This window comes from Pseudomonas sp. GW821-FHT01E10, from assembly GCF_059422365.1.
Genome location: NZ_JBWKWT010000001.1, coordinates 608,187 through 625,009, shown reverse-complemented (window position 1 = coordinate 625,009; position 16,823 = coordinate 608,187). Strand labels below are relative to the sequence as shown.

The 16,823-nt window shown below is 59.2% G+C and carries 18 protein-coding genes and 1 pseudogene; 10 read left to right on the top strand and 9 right to left on the bottom strand.

Annotated elements, in window-relative coordinates; genetic code table 11:
* Window position 1 precedes the first annotated feature (1 nt).
* The 8 genes from narH to AC07V0_RS02705 all read left to right on the top strand — a co-directional run bounded on the left by narH (window position 2) and on the right by AC07V0_RS02705 (window position 8,197).
* Window positions 2–1,540, top strand: a complete 1,539-nt coding sequence (narH, locus tag AC07V0_RS02740) for a nitrate reductase subunit beta (RefSeq protein WP_028940869.1) — start codon at window positions 2–4, stop codon at window positions 1,538–1,540.
* Between the two features lie 2 nt (window positions 1,541–1,542).
* On the top strand, window positions 1,543–2,298 hold the full coding sequence (narJ, locus tag AC07V0_RS02735; protein WP_018927812.1) for a nitrate reductase molybdenum cofactor assembly chaperone: 756 nt from the start codon (window positions 1,543–1,545) through the stop codon (window positions 2,296–2,298).
* A complete protein-coding gene (gene narI / locus AC07V0_RS02730) occupies window positions 2,291–2,971 on the top strand; it encodes a respiratory nitrate reductase subunit gamma (protein WP_018927813.1) in 681 nt (226 codons plus the stop codon). Before narJ ends, narI begins: the two co-directional genes overlap by 8 nt.
* A gap of 10 nt (window positions 2,972–2,981) precedes the next feature.
* Window positions 2,982–3,944 (top strand): peptidylprolyl isomerase, encoded by a 963-nt coding sequence (locus tag AC07V0_RS02725; RefSeq protein ID WP_495019361.1) that lies wholly within the window; start codon window positions 2,982–2,984, stop codon window positions 3,942–3,944.
* Window positions 3,945–3,969: 25 nt separating this feature from the next.
* A complete protein-coding gene (moaA, locus tag AC07V0_RS02720; RefSeq protein WP_086945721.1) occupies window positions 3,970–4,962 on the top strand; it encodes a GTP 3',8-cyclase MoaA in 993 nt (330 codons plus the stop codon).
* Window positions 4,963–5,289: 327 nt separating this feature from the next.
* A complete protein-coding gene (locus AC07V0_RS02715; protein ID WP_495019360.1) occupies window positions 5,290–7,305 on the top strand; it encodes a ribonucleoside triphosphate reductase in 2,016 nt (671 codons plus the stop codon).
* Window positions 7,306–7,337: 32 nt separating this feature from the next.
* Window positions 7,338–7,505 (top strand): anaerobic ribonucleoside-triphosphate reductase, encoded by a 168-nt coding sequence (gene nrdD / locus AC07V0_RS02710; RefSeq protein ID WP_495019359.1) that lies wholly within the window; start codon window positions 7,338–7,340, stop codon window positions 7,503–7,505.
* Window positions 7,502–8,197, top strand: a complete 696-nt coding sequence (locus AC07V0_RS02705; RefSeq protein ID WP_173861141.1) for an anaerobic ribonucleoside-triphosphate reductase activating protein — start codon at window positions 7,502–7,504, stop codon at window positions 8,195–8,197. The genes nrdD and AC07V0_RS02705 overlap by 4 nt, the downstream gene beginning before the upstream one ends.
* Window positions 8,198–8,213: 16 nt before the next feature.
* On the opposite strand, the gene AC07V0_RS02700 is transcribed toward AC07V0_RS02705, so the two are convergent.
* From AC07V0_RS02700 to AC07V0_RS02685, 4 genes are read right to left on the bottom strand one after another with little or no spacing between them, the layout of a single operon-like run.
* Window positions 8,214–9,593 carry a 4Fe-4S binding protein gene (locus AC07V0_RS02700; RefSeq protein ID WP_086945719.1) on the bottom strand — a complete coding sequence of 460 codons (1,380 nt, stop codon included), beginning with the start codon at window positions 9,591–9,593 and terminating at the stop codon, window positions 8,214–8,216.
* A complete protein-coding gene (locus AC07V0_RS02695; RefSeq protein ID WP_086945718.1) occupies window positions 9,581–10,435 on the bottom strand; it encodes an FTR1 family iron permease in 855 nt (284 codons plus the stop codon). The genes AC07V0_RS02700 and AC07V0_RS02695 overlap by 13 nt, the downstream gene beginning before the upstream one ends.
* A gap of 22 nt (window positions 10,436–10,457) precedes the next feature.
* A complete protein-coding gene (locus AC07V0_RS02690) occupies window positions 10,458–10,790 on the bottom strand; it encodes a cupredoxin domain-containing protein (protein ID WP_018927821.1) in 333 nt (110 codons plus the stop codon).
* On the bottom strand, window positions 10,791–11,315 hold the full coding sequence (locus AC07V0_RS02685) for an iron transporter (RefSeq protein WP_018927822.1): 525 nt from the start codon (window positions 11,313–11,315) through the stop codon (window positions 10,791–10,793).
* Window positions 11,316–11,539: 224 nt separating this feature from the next.
* On the opposite strand from AC07V0_RS02685, the gene AC07V0_RS02680 reads away from it, so the two are divergent.
* The gene (locus AC07V0_RS02680) at window positions 11,540–11,752 is read left to right on the top strand and encodes a DUF3079 domain-containing protein (protein ID WP_018927823.1); all 213 of its coding nucleotides are present in this window, start codon (window positions 11,540–11,542) and stop codon (window positions 11,750–11,752) included.
* A gap of 112 nt (window positions 11,753–11,864) precedes the next feature.
* Here the strand turns inward: AC07V0_RS02680 and antC are convergent, their stop codons facing one another.
* From antC to AC07V0_RS02655, 5 genes are all read right to left on the bottom strand, one after another.
* On the bottom strand, window positions 11,865–12,896 hold the full coding sequence (antC, locus tag AC07V0_RS02675) for an anthranilate 1,2-dioxygenase electron transfer component AntC (RefSeq protein ID WP_086945716.1): 1,032 nt from the start codon (window positions 12,894–12,896) through the stop codon (window positions 11,865–11,867).
* Between the two features lie 18 nt (window positions 12,897–12,914).
* Window positions 12,915–13,403, bottom strand: a complete 489-nt coding sequence (gene antB / locus AC07V0_RS02670; RefSeq protein ID WP_018927825.1) for an anthranilate 1,2-dioxygenase small subunit — start codon at window positions 13,401–13,403, stop codon at window positions 12,915–12,917.
* Window position 13,404: 1 nt separating this feature from the next.
* Window positions 13,405–14,790 carry an anthranilate 1,2-dioxygenase large subunit gene (antA, locus tag AC07V0_RS02665; protein WP_086945715.1) on the bottom strand — a complete coding sequence of 462 codons (1,386 nt, stop codon included), beginning with the start codon at window positions 14,788–14,790 and terminating at the stop codon, window positions 13,405–13,407.
* A gap of 157 nt (window positions 14,791–14,947) precedes the next feature.
* Window positions 14,948–15,772 (bottom strand): DUF4198 domain-containing protein, encoded by an 825-nt coding sequence (locus AC07V0_RS02660; protein ID WP_086945714.1) that lies wholly within the window; start codon window positions 15,770–15,772, stop codon window positions 14,948–14,950.
* Between the two features lie 8 nt (window positions 15,773–15,780).
* Window positions 15,781–16,122: a hypothetical protein gene (locus AC07V0_RS02655; RefSeq protein ID WP_086945713.1), complete on the bottom strand. Its 342-nt coding sequence runs from the start codon at window positions 16,120–16,122 to the stop codon at window positions 15,781–15,783.
* 123 nt (window positions 16,123–16,245) lie between these two features.
* On the opposite strand from AC07V0_RS02655, the pseudogene AC07V0_RS02650 reads away from it, so the two are divergent.
* Window positions 16,246–16,821, top strand: a pseudogene (locus tag AC07V0_RS02650) (ABC transporter permease); the annotation flags it as partial.
* Window positions 16,822–16,823 lie beyond the last annotated feature (2 nt).

Genomic DNA, 16,823 nt, shown 5'->3' with positions numbered 1-16,823 from the left:
GATGAAGATTCGCTCACAGATCGGCATGGTGCTGAACCTGGACAAGTGCATCGGTTGCCACACTTGTTCGATTACCTGCAAGAACGTCTGGACCAGCCGCGAAGGCATGGAATACGCCTGGTTCAACAACGTCGAATCGAAACCCGGCATCGGTTACCCGAAAGAATGGGAAAACCAGGACAAGTGGAAGGGCGGCTGGATCCGCAATGCCAACGGCACGATCAACCCGCGCATCGGCGGTAAATTCCGGGTCTTGGCGAATATTTTCGCCAACCCGGACCTGCCGAGCCTCGACGATTACTACGAACCGTTCGACTTCGATTACCAGCACCTGCATACCGCGCCGCTGGGCGAGCATCAGCCCACTGCGCGCCCGCGTTCGCTGATCTCTGGCAAGCGCATGGAGAAAATCGAATGGGGCCCGAACTGGGAAGAAATCCTCGGCACCGAATTCGCCAAGCGCCGCAAGGACAAGAACTTCGACAAGATCCAGGCGGACATTTACGGCGAATACGAAAACACCTTCATGATGTATTTGCCGCGCCTGTGCGAGCACTGCCTCAACCCGGCGTGCGCAGCGTCGTGCCCGAGCGGGGCGATCTACAAGCGTGAAGAAGACGGCATTGTGCTGATCGACCAGGAAAAATGCCGTGGCTGGCGGATGTGCATCAGCGGCTGCCCGTACAAGAAGATCTATTTCAACTGGAAAAGCGGCAAGTCCGAGAAGTGCATCTTCTGCTACCCGCGTATCGAAGCCGGGATGCCGACTGTTTGCGCCGAAACCTGTGTCGGGCGTATCCGTTACCTCGGTGTGCTGCTGTATGACGCCGACCGCATCAGCGAAGTGGCGAGCACCGCCAATGAGCAAGACCTGTACGAGAAACAACTGGAGATCTTCCTCGATCCGAATGACCCGGCAGTGATTCGCCAGGCCCTGGCCGATGGCGTACCGCAGTCGGTGATTGATTCCGCCCAGCGTTCGCCGGTCTACAAAATGGCCGTGGACTGGAAACTCGCACTGCCGCTGCACCCGGAATACCGCACCTTGCCAATGGTCTGGTACGTGCCGCCGCTGTCGCCGATCCAGAACGCCGCTACCGCTGGCACCGTGGGCATGAACGGGGTGATCCCGGATGTCGACAGCCTGCGTATTCCACTGAAGTACCTGGCGAACATGCTGACAGCGGGCGATGAAAAACCGGTCAAGCGCGCACTTAAACGCTTGCTGGCGATGCGCGCCTACAAACGCTCCGAGCAAGTCGATGGCGTTCAGGACCTGCAAGTGTTGAAGGACGTCGGCTTGAGCGTGGCCCAGGTCGAAGAGATGTATCGCTACCTGGCGATTGCCAACTATGAAGACCGCTTTGTGGTACCGAGTGCCCACCGTGAAGACGCCATGAGCGACGCCTTTGCCGAGCGCTCCGGTTGCGGCTTCAGTTTCGGCAGCGGTTGCAGCGGCAGCTCCGACACCAACATGTTCGGTGCGAAGAAAGCCAACCGCCGCGACGTCCTGAAAACCGTCCAGTTGTGGGAGGAATGAGCATGCAAATTCTCAAAGTGATTTCGCTGCTGCTCGACTATCCGACCGAGACGCTGATTGGCGGGCGCGACGAACTGGAGCAAGCGATTATCCAGTCACGGGAAATCAGCCCTAAACAGCGCGGTGCGTTGTTCGAATTGCTGGAGTTGATCTGCGCCAATGACCTGATGGACGGGCAGGAGCACTACGGCGCGCTGTTCGGCCGGGGGCGTTCGCTGTCGTTGCTGTTGTTCGAGCATGTGCACGGCGAATCCCGCGATCGTGGCCAGGCCATGGTCGACATGATGGCGCAATACGAAGCCGCCGGTTTTGCCATCGGCGTCAAGGAGCTGCCGGACTATATCCCGCTGTACCTGGAGTTCCTGTCCACCCGCGAAGACCTCGAGGCCCGCGAGGGCCTGGCGGATGTTTCGCACTTGCTGGCCTTGCTCGCGGCGCGTCTGGAAGAGCGCGAAAGCGCCTATGCCAGTTGCTTCCGGGCGTTGCTGCAAATCGCCGGGGCCGAGCCGCATCAGGCGGTGGCCGACCTGCGGGCGCAGGTGGCGGCGGAACCGCGCGACGACTCCCTCGAAGCCCTCGACAAGATCTGGGAAGAGGAGGCCGTGGACTTTCTCCAGGCCGAACAGCAAGACCGTTGCAGTTCGTTGCCTGGCGCCCCGGGCAAGGCCCGGGAAGAAAGCGCCGTGCCGTTGCACTGGGTGGATTTTCAGCATGAAGGGTTGGCCACCGTGCCAGCCAAGGAGGTAGGCAATGTCTAAATGGAACCTGTTGTTGTTCGGGATCTATCCCTATGTCGCTTTGGCGATTTGCCTGATTGGCAGTTGGGCCCGTTTCGATCTGTCGCAGTACACCTGGAAGGCTGGCTCCAGCCAGATGCTCAACCAGCGCGGCATGCGCGTGGCGAGCAACCTCTTCCACATCGGTGTGCTGTTTGTACTGGCCGGGCATTTCGTCGGCCTGCTGACGCCTGCATCGGTTTATCACCATGTGATCAGCACCGAGAACAAGCAGTTGCTGGCGATGGTCTCCGGCGGGCTCTTCGGCCTGCTGTGCCTGATCGGCTTGCTGATGCTGGTCAATCGGCGGCTCACCGATCCTCGGGTACGTGCCGCCTCCAGCGCTTCGGACATTTTGATTCTGCTGGTGCTGCTGGTGCAGTTGCTGCTCGGTTTGCTGACGATTGCAGCGTCCACCGCGCACATGGACGGTTCGGTGATGGTGATGCTCGCCGACTGGGCGCAGAACACCGTGCTGTTGCGGCCGATGGAAGCGGCGGCGTCCATTGCGCCGGTCGGGCTGACCTACAAGCTGCATGTGTTTCTAGGCTTGACCCTGTTCGTGTTGTTCCCCTTCACCCGTCTCGTACACATCGTCAGTGCACCGATCTGGTACCTGGGGCGTCGTTATCAAATCGTTCGGCAGAAAGTCTGAGGAGAACATCATGTCAGGTGGATGTGGATGTGGATGTGGCGGCGGTAACGGCGGCAGCGGTGGCTGCGGTTCTTCTAAAAATGCAGAGCTTACGGTGCCGGAAGTTGTCGACATCGCGCAGTTTGAAGCACTGCCGGTCGAGCCGGCGGCGGCCGAAGACGCCCCGGTGCAGTTGATCGCCAGCAGCGAACAGGAGTGGCCGATCATCAGCGTCAACGGGGTGTCGATCACGCCTGAGGCAATGGCCCAGGAGCTGCAATATCACCCGGCCGAAAGCCGTGAAGAGGCGGTCTATCTGGCCGCCAGGGCACTGGTGATCCGCGAATTGTTGCAGCAGCGCATTGCCGAACTCGGCCTGGCGCTGGAGATCGGCGCTGGTGAGAACGAAGAAGAAGCGGCCACGCGTTTGTTGCTCGAACGCGAGGTGCACGTGCCGCAGTGCGACGAGGAAACCAGCCTGCGCTACTACGAAAACAATCGCGGGCGCTTTCACAGCGCGCCGTTGCTGGCGGTGCGACACATCCTGCTCGAGTGCGCGCCGGATGATGTCGAGGCTCGCAGCCTTGCGCATGCTCAGGCCGAGATATTGCTGCAACGTCTGGAGGATTTCCCCGGCAGTTTCGCCGAGCTGGCGGTGAAATATTCGGCCTGCCCGTCGAAGGCTCAAGGCGGTTCTCTGGGGCAGATCAGCAAGGGCCAGACCGTGCCGGAACTGGAGCGTCAGCTGTTCACGCTGGCGCCCGGCCTGGCCAGTAAACCGCTGGAAAGTCGCTACGGCTGGCATGTGGTGAGTGTCGATCAGCGGATTGAAGGCATGCCGTTGCCTTATGAAGTGGTGTCGACGGCGATCCGCACGCAGTTGCAGCAGGGCGTCTGGCAAAAAGCGCTGGTGCAGTACCTGCAAACCCTGATCGGAGCGGCGGATATTCGTGGCATCCACTTGCAGGGCGCCGACTCACCGCTGGTGCAGTGAGCATCGAGACAAACCGGGAGATGTGATGAACGCTGTCATGCAGGATGGTTTTGGACGGCAGATCGATTATCTGCGGATGTCGGTGACGGACCGTTGTGATTTTCGCTGTGTGTATTGCATGGCGAAAAACATGACCTTCCTGCCGCGTCAGCAGGTCCTGACGCTGGAGGAATTGCAGCGCCTGGCAACGTTGTTCGTCGGGTTGGGCGTCCGCAAAATCCGCCTCACCGGCGGCGAGCCGCTGATTCGTCCGGGCATTGTCGAACTGTGCCGCAACATCGCCGCATTGCCCGGTTTGCGCGAACTGGTGATGACCAGCAACGGCTCGCAGCTGGGCCGTCTGGCCCGGCCGTTGGCGGAGGCAGGCGTCAAGCGGATGAACATCAGCCTCGATAGCCTGGACGGGCAGAAGTTTCGCGCGATCACCCGCAACGGCGATCTCGATCAGGTGCTGGGTGGCATTGAAGCCGCGCGGGACGCAGGGTTTGAGCGGATCAAGCTCAACTGCGTGGTGATGAAGGGGCGCAACTTCGATGAAGTCCTGGCGTTGGTGCAGTACGCCATCGATCAGCACATCGATATCAGTTTCATCGAAGAAATGCCGTTGGGCGATGTCGGCAGGTCACGGGGTGAATCGTTTTGTTCCAGCGATGAAGTGCGGGCATCGATCGCCGCTCAACATCGGTTGCTCGACAGTACGGAAAACAGCGGCGGACCGGCGCGCTATGTGCGTCTGGAACGCCATCCCGATACCCGGATCGGTTTCATTTCACCCAACAGCCATAACTTCTGCGGCACCTGCAACCGGGTGCGGATGACCGTTGAAGGGAAGCTGTTGCTCTGTCTGGGCCAGGACGACGCGCTGGATTTGCGTGGATTGTTGCGGCGTTATCCGCTGGACGACCAGCCGCTGATCAATGCGGTGCAAAAGGCTTTGCGCGGCAAGCCATTGCGCCACGACTTCAACCCCGAAGGGGAGGTGCAGATTGTGCGGTTCATGAACATGAGTGGCGGTTGAGCTGTTCTGTTAAGGAAAGAGTTTGCTAAACACAATACTTGTGGCGAGGGAGCTTGCTCCCGCTGGGTTGCGAAGCAACCCTAAATGAGGCACCACGATTATTCAGACAAATCGAGCTTGCAGGATTGCGACCGCTTCGCGGCCGAGCGGGAGCAAGCTCCCTCGCCACAGTGTTCGCACCGATTTTTCCTTCACCGCCTTCGGGCGGTTTTTTTCACCGGCAAATCTTGATGTCGATCAATTGCAGAACAGCACTTTGTCCGTAGTCTTCACTGCATGTTGTGTTTGTTTGTGTATGAGCAACTATATGTAGTATCTGGAGGCCAAATGCAGAGCACGCTGATCTCAGTGGGATGTAACCGCTTGCACAAACGCGATGGCAGTCTGGTTGCCTTCGATGCCGACAAGATCCGTCAGGCATTGATCGCCGCCGGCAAGGCGACTGGGGAGTACACCGAGGTTGAGGTTGAAGGCTTGCTTCAGGCGGTACTCGCCCGACTGGAAGGGCTGCCAAGGTTGCACGTCGAGCAGATTCAGGATCGGGTCGAACGGGTATTGATGGATGCCGGTTACTTCTTCGCCATGCGCGCCTACATCGTCTACCGCGAACAGCACGGGCGTTTGCGTCGTGACCGCCGGACCATGGTCGAGGTGGCGACTTCTATGAATGAGTACCTGGACCGTGAAGACTGGCGGGTCCAGGCCAACGCCAATCAGGGCTACTCCCTGGGCGGGCTGGTGTTGAACGTGTCGGGCAAGGTCACCGCCAACTACTGGCTGGACGAGGTGTACAGCGAGGCCATCGGCCAGGCCCATCGCGAGGCGGATTTGCATGTGCACGACCTGGATATGCTCGCCGGTTACTGTGCCGGTTGGTCGCTGCGTACTCTGTTGCACGAGGGGCTCAACGGTGTGCCGGGGCGTGTCGAAGCCGGTCCGCCAAAGCACTTGAGCAGTGCCCTGGGGCAAATGGTGAATTTTCTCGGCACCCTGCAGAACGAATGGGCCGGTGCCCAGGCGTTCAGTTCATTCGACACCTACCTGGCGCCTTACGTGCGCAAGGACCAGCTGAGTTACCAGGAGGTGCGCCAGGCGATCCAGGAGTTCATCTACAACCTCAATGTGCCGTCGCGCTGGGGCACCCAGACGCCGTTCACCAACCTGACCTTCGACTGGGTTTGCCCGCAGGATTTGCGTGAGCAGATACCCGTCATCGACGGTGAGGAGATGCCGTTTGCCTATGGTGATCTGCAAGTCGAAATGGACCTGCTCAACCGCGCGTACATCGAGGTGATGCAGGCTGGCGACGCGAAAGGGCGAGTGTTCACCTTTCCGATCCCGACCTACAACATCACCCATGACTTTCCATGGGACAGTGACAACGCCGACCGTCTGTTCGAGATGACGGCGCGTTACGGTTTGCCGTATTTCCAGAACTTCCTCAATTCGGACATGCAGCCCAATCAGGTGCGTTCGATGTGCTGCCGGTTGCAGCTCGATGTGCGCGAGTTGCTCAAGCGCGGCGGTGGCTTGTTCGGTTCGGCGGAACAGACCGGATCGCTCGGCGTGGTGACCATCAACTGTGCACGCCTGGGCTATGTGTTCAAGGGCAACACCAGTGGCTTGTTGCGACGCCTGGACACGCTGATGGAGCTGGCAATGGAGAGCCTGGAGGTCAAGCGCAAGGTCATTCAGCACCACATGGATGCCGGTTTGTACCCTTACACCAAGCGCTACCTAGGCACCTTGCGTAACCATTTTTCCACCATCGGCCTCAACGGCCTGCATGAAATGCTGCGCAATTTCACCGGCGACGAGGAGGGCATGCACACCGAACATGGCCGACAGTTTGCCCTGAATCTGCTGGACCATGTACGTGCCACCTTGCTGCGTTTCCAGGAGGAAACCGGTCATCTCTACAACCTGGAAGCGACACCGGCGGAGGGCACCACCTACCGCTTCGCCAAGGAAGACCTCAAGCGCTATCCGGACATTCTCCAGGCGGGCAGTGCGCAGGCACCGTATTACACCAACTCCTCGCAACTGCCCGTGGGCTACACCGAAGACCCCTTCGAGGCCCTGGAACTTCAAGACGAACTGCAATGCAAATACACCGGCGGCACGGTCTTGCACCTGTACATGGCCGAGCGGATTTCCTCGACCCAGGCCTGCAAGCAACTGGTGCGCAAGGCCCTTGGACGCTTCCGCCTGCCGTACCTGACCGTGACCCCGACCTTCTCCATCTGCCCGGTGCATGGCTACCTCGATGGCGAACATGAGTTCTGCCCCAAATGTGACGAGGTCCTGCTGTTGCAAGAACAGAAGGCTGGCACCGTTCATTGATTTTGATCCACTCAACCGCAAGGAGCTTCACCATGACTGCATCGCAAACTCTGCCCCAGGCTCAACGCCAACGCTGCGAAATCTGGACCCGGGTGATGGGCTATCACCGTCCTGTATCAGCGTTCAATCCAGATAAACAGTCGGAGCACCGCGAGCGGGTGCACTTCACTGAAGGCGCAGCCCTGGCCGGGCGCCAATGAGTCGAATGCTTCGGGTCGGGGGCATGGTGCCCCTGACCACTATCGACTATCCGGGACAGCTCGCCTGTGTGCTGTTTTGCCAGGGTTGCGCCTGGCGTTGTCGTTACTGTCATAACCCGCAGCTGATTCCGCCTCGTGGCAGTGAGGAAGTGGATTGGCGGCGGGTGTTGGTGTTTCTGCAACGTCGTCAGGACCTGCTCGATGCCGTGGTGTTCAGCGGCGGTGAGCCGACCCTGCAGGACGGCTTGCTCGGCGCCATGGATGAAGTGCGGGCGATGGGATTTCGCATCGGCTTGCACAGCGCCGGCATCAAGCCTGCCGCCTTCGCCAAGGCACTCACGGGCGCGGATTGGGTCGGTTTCGACGTCAAGGCGTTGCCCGAAGATTGCCTGGCCATTACCCGGGTCGAGGGCAGTGGAACGGCTAACTGGCGCAGCCTTGAGCATCTGCTGGCCAGTGGTGTGGACTACGAATGTCGCACCACAGTGCATTGGCATCTGTTCGAGCCGGCGCGTCTGCTGATCCTGGCAAAACGCTTGAGTGCGCTCGGCGTCAAACGCTTCGCCGTGCAACTGGTCCGCACTGAGCGGATGTTCGATCCGCTACTGCCAAGCATTTCGGCACAAGCCTTGTTGCCAGAGTTGTGGGAGGCCATGCGCGAGTTGTTCCCAGCCTTCGTGCTGCGGGGGTAACGGGGGCTGGGGAAACTCAAGCCCAGCCCCAGAACTGCAACCACCAGCCAAACCCGATCAGGGCGTTGGCGAGGAACAGGCAAACTCCACCCGACACGCGCCGAGCCAGGGGAATACCTTCGTGTTTCAGCCGTTTCCAACCCAGTAGCAGGCTCCACCCCATGGCGGCCAATAGCAGGCAGGCCCTGGCGGGTTGTACCCACTCCAGCAGCAGACCTTCATAACGCAGTAATTTGACGGTGGTGGCCGACAGCCCGAGAAACAGTCCGGCACCACCCACAGGCGTGAGTGTCAGCGCCAGAGGCCAATACAGTGCGCGATCTCGCGCCAGTCGGGCCGTCAGGCGCAGGAGCAGCATCAACGCCGTGCCGAGCATGATCGAACTCACACTCAAGTAAGCGACAATGCTGAAGCCGTCGAGCCAGCTGAAGCTGTCGTTGAGTTGCGGGTAATGGGTCAGCAACCACCAGGGGGCGTTGTCCCGTAAGGCCCAGAGCTGGTTGTGTTCCACCAGCCACTGGGCCAGGGTTTGTTTGAGGGCGATAAACCATGGGCTGACCGTCCACTGAAACGCGCCCATGGCCAAGCCGATCACGCCGAACAGCAGCAAGCGTGTATCCCAAGGGGACAGCGCCTGCGCGGTTGCGTGAAGAATCTCCTGATTGCTGGAGCGGGCGATCAGCTGCACGGCGCCGCGTTGCCCGCTGCAGCGTCCGCAGGCGTGGCAATCACTGGCGCCTTGCAGGCGACGGATATCGAGCAGGGGAGCGCAGTTGGGGGGCGGCAGGCGTGGCGCGGCATTCTCTATCCAGCGTTGCTCATCGACCTGAAAGTGCACGGGGGCCAGCCTTGCGAGCAGGGCGAAAACCCCGCTGACCGGGCACAGGTAACGGCACCAGACCCGCTTGCCCCGGGCGAACAACAACCCGACGATGACCGCTGCGACGGTCGAGCCACCCAGAATCAACAGTGCGGCCTGGGCGTAGTCATAGACGCTGATCAATTGGCCGTAGAGGGTCGTCAGGCAGAACGCCAATGTGGGCCAACCGCCCCAACGCAACCAACGCGGCACACCCAGGCCTTTGCCGTAATGACTGGCCCATTCGCTGAGCGAACCTTCCGGGCACAGAACGCCACACCAGAGTCGACCGAAGCACACCATCGACAGCAACACGAACGGCCACCAGATTCCCCAGAATAAAAACTGCGCGAGCAAGGTCAGGTTGTCGAGTATCCGTGCCTGGCTGTCCGGCAACGGCAACAGCGCCGGGGTCACCAACAGCACTGCGTAAAACACTACGACAGTCCACTGCAGCGCACGGATGACGGACGCATGGCGACGCATCCCGTCACCCAGGCGCTGGAGCCATCGATTGTGCCGGCTCAGGTCAGGCATGGGACTTTCTCCGCAGCCCGTTGGCGTAGCCAGGTGCTGACGACCAGCCAGTAACCGACCCACACCAGTAAGGTCATGCCGCTGGGCGTTGCGCGATAACCGACAAAACTGGCCAGAAAGCCACCCAATCCATGGCTGTCGCTCAGCCACGCGCTGTTGTCCCAAAGCGATTCGCCTACGAGGCTGTAAACCACGTTCGGCACATCCAGGGCGAGCAGTTGGCCGCCGATTCGCTCGGTGGCGCTGACCAGCAACCCTGCGCCGAGCATGAGCAAGATGACTTCACTGATGGCAAAGAATCGTTGCCATGAAATGAAGCGGCGACTGCTGTGCAACAGCGTAATGGTCAGCGCGGACAGCACCAGCCCCAACACGCCGCCGACGGCAAACAAACCGAGCTGCGGACCCCGCAATCGGGCGCCGGCGCCATAGAGAAATACCACCGTTTCGCTGCCTTCACGGCTGATCGCGAGCATGGCCAGCAGTAGTAGACCTGCGCCTCCTTGGCGGGCCAGGTGGCTATCGGCGTGCCGTCGCAAATCGTGGTTGAGGGTGCGCCCGTGACGGTGCATCCAGCCGACCATTTGCACCATTAACAGGCTGGCAAACAGTGCGAGTGCGGCCTGGAACCATTCACTGGCCGACCCGCTCATGGCCTCACCGGCAAACAGAATCAACACCGCCAGCAGGCCCGAGAGCATCAACCCCAGCATCACACCCGCCCACAGGTATTTGACCAAGCGATGACGCTGGCCTTGTTGGCTGGCCCAGGCCTGGAGAATGCCGATCACCAGCAACGCCTCGACGCTTTCGCGCCAGACGATGAACATTGATTGATTCATGGAAGCTCCGTGCGCTAACAGGTTATTTCGCGAGGATGCCGCCCTCGGGCAATTGCGGATTGAACTCATCGAAAAAGGGATAGTGGCCGGGCCTGAGCGGATGAATGACGACGAAGGTTGTCACGCCCGGCGACAGTACCTTTTCAACCCGCAACGGCGTGCTCTCGAACTCGGCCGGCCCCTGACCGCTATTTTTCAGGACGATCTTGAAGCGCTGTCCGGCCGGGACCTCAAGCAAGGCAGGGGAGAAGTGGCCATCGCGCAGGGTCAGCTCAAAGCTCGGCAACTCGGCATGGGCCGTCAACGGCGCAACTGTTGCGGCCACGATCAGCCAGGCAAGATGCAGGCGCTTCATTCAATAGCCGCCTTTTTTACCGATGCCGGCGTAGATGAACTCGTAGTGCAGTTCGCAGCGTTCGAACCAGGGCGCCACACCGGTTTCCTTATCGGTGTGACGCCCGAGGGAGCCGTGACCGGTGGGTGGTAGCACGGTGAACGTCAGCCGATATTTGCCCGGCCCCAGCAGCTTCACATTGTCGCCATAGTGCGGGCCGTCATTGGCGACCATGGCATGGAAGTCGCCCTTGATTTCGTCCGGGTTACCCGCTCTGCTCAAGTTGAACGAGACATTGAGGTAAGGCACGAAACTGCCTTCCTGAAAGCCCTGTCGATTGTCCGCGGTGGCCCGAATGTCGGCTTCCAGGTGAACATCAGAATCGACAGTAGCGCGCATCATGCCAGCCGGGGCCATTTCGATCGGTTGCAGATACACCGCCCCGACTTCCAGCCCCTGACACAGCTGTGGCTCCCCGATCGGGTATTCCTTTGCGTGAGCCAGCGGTACGAGCAAGAGCAGGGCGAGTGAGAGGTGGGTACGCATAATGTCTTCCTGAGCACTGACGAGTAGGAGCCCGAGTCTAGGAAGCTTTGCTGCGAACAATAATGATTGTTATCAAGTTTTGATCAATTAAACCGTTAGAAGCTTAGCTCCAGGATCGCGATAGGGAGAGCAGTCGCTAGATGTCGATTCTTGATATCCATCAAGGATGGTTTTGCACAATGGCTGTAGGTTGCAAGAACGTCTCTCAATGACCGGAGATCGAAATGGCCAAGAACTTCCCCGTCAACCCCAAGCACCCCGAGCGGATCTGTTGGGGGTGCGACCGGTATTGTCCGGCCAAGTCCCTGGCATGCGGCAATGGCTCCGACCGTACGATGCATCCGGCCGAGATGTTCGGAGAGGATTGGTATTTGTCTGGCGACTGGGGCATCGAGCCCCTCATCGTCACAGACAAGACAGCGGATGATGGTGTCTAGTGCGCGCCAAACTTCGCAGATTCTTTGAGGAAGTGAGATTGGCTGCGACGTAATCAGGCGATAAAAAAAACAGGGAAATATCTGGATGCTTCTCCGGATATTTCCCTGTTGCTCAATGTTTGGAATTGCTATCGATAAACTTCTCGTAATACATCTGGAACTGCTCGATCTTCTGATCGTTGAACCAGGTTTTAATCGCGTCGACCATGGGCGGAGGACCGCACAGGTAGATGTCGAATGGGTTGGCGTCGAACGACTGACGGTCGAAGTGATCAGGAATCCACCCGGTTTTACCTTGCCAATCCACGGAGGGTTTTGAAACCACAAGGTGATAGTCGAAGTCGGCGATGCGGTCGCGATAATCAGCCAGGCGTTGAGTTTCGCACAGGTCATTGTCCTGCGTGACGCCATAGAACAGTTGGATCGGGTGCCCGCAGCCACCTTTTTCTGCAATGTTATCAAGCATCCCGAGGAAGGCCGACAGGCCGGTTCCTCCTGCCACCAGTACGAGAGGTTTGGTCACCTGACGTAGATAGAAGCTCCCCAATGGGGCCTCGAGCTCGAGTGTTTGACCGGGGTGGCAATGCTCACGGATGAAGTTGCTCATCACGCCATCAGGCAGGAGCCTGATGAGAAACTGCAATTGGTTGGTGGGGTTGGGGCGGTTGGCGAATGAGTAGGAGCGCCACTCACTGGTGCCCGGTACATGCAGTCGAGCGTATTGCCCCGGAAGAAAGTCCAATTGCTGCTGGTGGGCGCAAGCGTCCAGATGAAGGATCGCCGTGGTGGCCGACACCTGTTCTACACCGGTGATCACCGTTTGCAGTAACCGGGTTGCGCCAGCGTTGCACAAGCTCGAATCGAAGTCGAAATAGAACGACGCATCCGATTGCACGCGGGTCTGGCAAGAGAGCATTTTGCGTTGCGCCAGATCCTGCTCGGAAAGAGCCTCTTCATCGACGTAGTCTTGAGTGAATTGGCCTGATTCGCAGCGACCCTGGCAAGTGCCACAGACACCTTCGCGACAGTCCAGCGGGATGTTCACGCCATTGCGTAGCGCGGCGTCGAGCAGCAGTTCGTTGGGCTTGACCTCGAAGAACGAGGTCTTGCCATCTGCGAAGCTGAAAGCGACTTTATGGTTCATGACAGCGTGCCCCACAGTTCACAGGTGATAGAAATCAAGCACTGAGTTGATCGTGTCGTTGAGCAGCACGATGTGCTTGCGGGTGATCTTCCAGCTGTCGGCGTCCGCTTTGAGGTGGTAGGTCACATGGCCGTAGAACTGCTCGGACAGCCCTTGCCGGGTGTAGAGCGTGACCCAGGCGGCCTTGACTTCAAGCAAGCCGTTATCGATCTCCTTGATTCGCACATTGCTGATTTGATGCAAGGTGCGCGGCATCGGGTTTGAAGCTGCCGACTTGCCTGTGCGCAGACGAAATACCCGGTCTTCCAGGCCGGAGCGGTTCGAGTAGTAAATCAGCGACATGCCGCGCTTGGGATCGGTGGTGTACACATGCTCCGACTCCCATTGCGGCAGGTGGAATTCGCTCTGTTCATCAAACAGGGCGATGTAGGCGTCCCAATCCTGCTGATCACACAGCTCGGCTTTGCGGTAGAGGAATTGTTCGACGGAATGTTGTAGTGCGCTCATTTCACACCTCCTTCAACTTCAGGGCTTTTTGTGCCAGACCTTGCAGAAGGAAGCGCTGCCAGGACCCGTGCTGATTGATGTAGAGCCCCTCATGCGTGAACTCGGTGCCGGTCAGTACCGGGTTGATGCCCAGAGCCTCGCTGTTCGGGGTGGGGCCTTCGACCCATTTCTCACTGCCGCGGGACACTTCGTTCCAGCGCTCGAGGCGGGCCTGGAATCCGCGTTGGGCTTCGCGAAACTCCACCAGGTCGTCGGGAGTGCCCATGCCTGAAACGTTGAAGAAGTCCTCGAACTGGCGGATCCGGTTTTCCCGATCTGCGTCGGACTCACCCTTGACGCCGATGCACTGGCTGGTGATCTCGGTCTTGTTCCAGGCCACTGGGCGCACGATACGCAGCTGCGAGCTGATCTGATCCATGAAGAACAGGCTTGGGTAGATGTTGAGATTGCGTAGACGATGCATCATCCACTCGGCTTGTTGCTGGCCGTATTCCTTCACCAGACGCGGCATCACGCTGGCATACCCGGCGCGTACAGTCGGGTTGGGCATGTCGCTGAACAAGAGGCTGTGGCCATTCTTGAACGAGAACCAGCCGTCGTCGGTTTCGGCATCTCCGGCGCCCAACTTGCTGTAGTCCAGCGTGTCGGAGCCGCCGCCCTTGGCCGAGTTGACTTGCTGGCGATGCTGCACCGTGGAGACGTAGTTGTAGTGCACGGTGCTGACGTGATAACCATCCAGGCCGTTTTCGTGCTGCAGTTTCCAGTTGCCGTCATAGCTATAGGTCGACTTGCCGGGCAGTACTTCCAGTTCGCCGGTCGGAGACTGCGCGACCATCATGTCGAAGAACACTTTGGCATCGCCGAGGTAGTCTTCCAGCGAGTCGCTGCCATTGACGTCCAGACTGATAAAGACGAAACCCTTGTAGCTCTCGATCCGGGCCTTCTTCAGGCCGCGGGTTGCTTTGTCGAAACCTTCCGGGTATTCCCCCGGAGCCTTGACCTTGACCAGGCGGCCATCACTTTTGTAACACCAGGCGTGGAACGGACAGGTGAAGGTAGATTGGTTACCTTTGCTGACGCGAGTCAGGGTCGCGCCCCGGTGCTGGCAAGCGTTGATCAGCGCGTGGAGCTGATTGCTCCCATCGCGGGTGATGATCATCGGCTGACGACCTGCGCGCATCGTCAGGAAATCATTGGGATTGGCGATTTCACTCTCGTGGCAGGCGTAGATCCAGTTCTTCTCGAAGATCAGTTCCATCTCCAGGTCGAACAGTTCCGGCTCTGTGAACATGTCACGGGCGACGCGGTAAATACCTTCGGCCGGCCGAAAATCCAGGCAACCCTGAATGTAATCTTGCCACTGCGCAATGCTTCTAGAGCTGTTCATCAGGTACACCCTTTTTGTAGTTTTAGGCACGACCCGATTGAAAGCCTTTCTGTGCGGTGCATCTATCCGGATTCGAGGCGATATCTATCCATTTCTGAGGGGGGGGCAGGGGGCGCTTTTCGTGAGGACCATCAGGCGCGGTTGCTTTATGCGCTTTTCATTTCATATCCCTGGCCTGCACCCACAGCACCGCGTCTTGCGACAAGGGCTTGCCCTTGTGGGTTTTGGTTGTCCCGATGTCGAGCGCTGCAATACCCCACCAGCCGGCCCGGGGCAGGCCGATGGTCACGATGCCCTGGGCGTCCGTGTAGGTGCTCAGGGATTTGAATGAAGCTTGAGGTGCCGTTACATAGTCTTGCTGGCCGAAGGCGTTTTTCTCGATATCGACGGAATGGTTGATGTATTCGATTTCGATTTCGGCGAACGGAACGGGCTTGCCATCGGCCAGCACCAAGGCGCGGAACACTCCGCCTGTCCAGTTTGCATAAGGCTTGTTCAGTGGCTGGATCTCAACCGGCAACCCTTGTGGTTCTGCCCAGTTGCCGGGTACTCCGCCCACGTTCACGATCAGCTTGGTGAACTGTTGGATGTAGACGTCTTCCTCGGTTTCCAGGTAGGGCTCGGGCTCGAGTACGAAGATATGGTCACCCAGTGAGCGAACCAACTCCCGCGGAATCGACGCACGATAGGCAGTCGTTTGGTTATCGCGACTCTGCCACTGGACAGGGCGCAAGTATTGGCGCAGATCGATTTTTTCCCCGCCGTGCGAGCTGATGTGGCTAAAGGCGCGGGGTTCATCCATGGTCATGGTGGGGCCGCCGGAGAAGGGATGCGTGAACACCAGCGCGAACTCCAGTTTATCCGCACGCGGCAGCGCCGTTTCCTCGACGTAGAGCATCTGGAAATGGGCCTGTGCAGCGCCTGTCAGGCAACCTAATGTAACGGCGGCAAGTGCCTGGAGCAGTCGTCGTTTGATCGGCATGGTCGATTTCACCTTGAAATGTCGGATGACTGAATCGTTGCTTGATGGTTGTCTCCGCCCATGAACACAACGGAGTATTTCCCGGCTGGGGGCTGGAATGCGTAGGTGTTGTCGGTGCCGACGTTTCCTTCGAGCAACACCTTGTTGCTGGTGTCCTGGACATGGACTTTTCTGCCAGCGGCGGAGCTGCCGTCGGTGTAACCCGCCTCGCACTTCACCAGATCATCGCTCTCGATGTAGCAGTCGAAGACGGGGCCATGAGCGAAGGTTGCCTGGCAGAACACCAGGGCGCCGGCGATCAGTATCCGATGTGCTGAACCTGGGGGTTTCATAAGGTCTTCGATCTCCACGGTCGAGGTTGATCATTGGAGCGGCGATTTGTGATCGCCGCTCGTATTGGGGCCAGGTGGCGCGAAGGCCGTCAGTAAGGAATCCAGGTTCGAACTCAGGAGTGCTTCGTACCCGTTGGCCGCGTCCTTGAAGAGGTTGGCGGCTTTTGCGCAGCGGTGATCGTCGCGATTCTGCTGGGTACTGCCGGTGGCCTGTCCTCGCGTTTTCGCGATTTCATCTCGCCGCTCAACAGCCTGTTCATGGCGATCCCGCCGATCGCCTGGGCACCGCTAATCATGATCATTTTTGGCTTGGGCTATGTCTCCATCGTGTTGGTGATTTTCATCGCCGCGATGTTCCCCATGGCCGTGACCATTCAGGAGGGCGTGCAGAGTATCCGCGGCGGTGAAGTCCGTGCGGCACGCACCTTGGGCGCCAACCGCTGGCAACTGCTGGCCCACGTTTACCTGCCGGCCTCGCTGCCCTTCGTGACGGCGGCGTTGCGCATCGGCTTCAGCCAGGGCTGGAGGGCATTGGTCGCGGCGGAAATGATCGGTGCGTCCCAGGGCATCGGCTGGATGGTGTCGACGGGTGGGCAGATCGGCAACAGCAGCCAGGTGCTGCTGGGCATTGTGGTGATCGGCCTGATTGCCTGGCTGATGGAGAGTTTTGTGTTCAGGCGTATCGAGCGTCATTACCAGAAATGGCGAGTGCAGTAAGC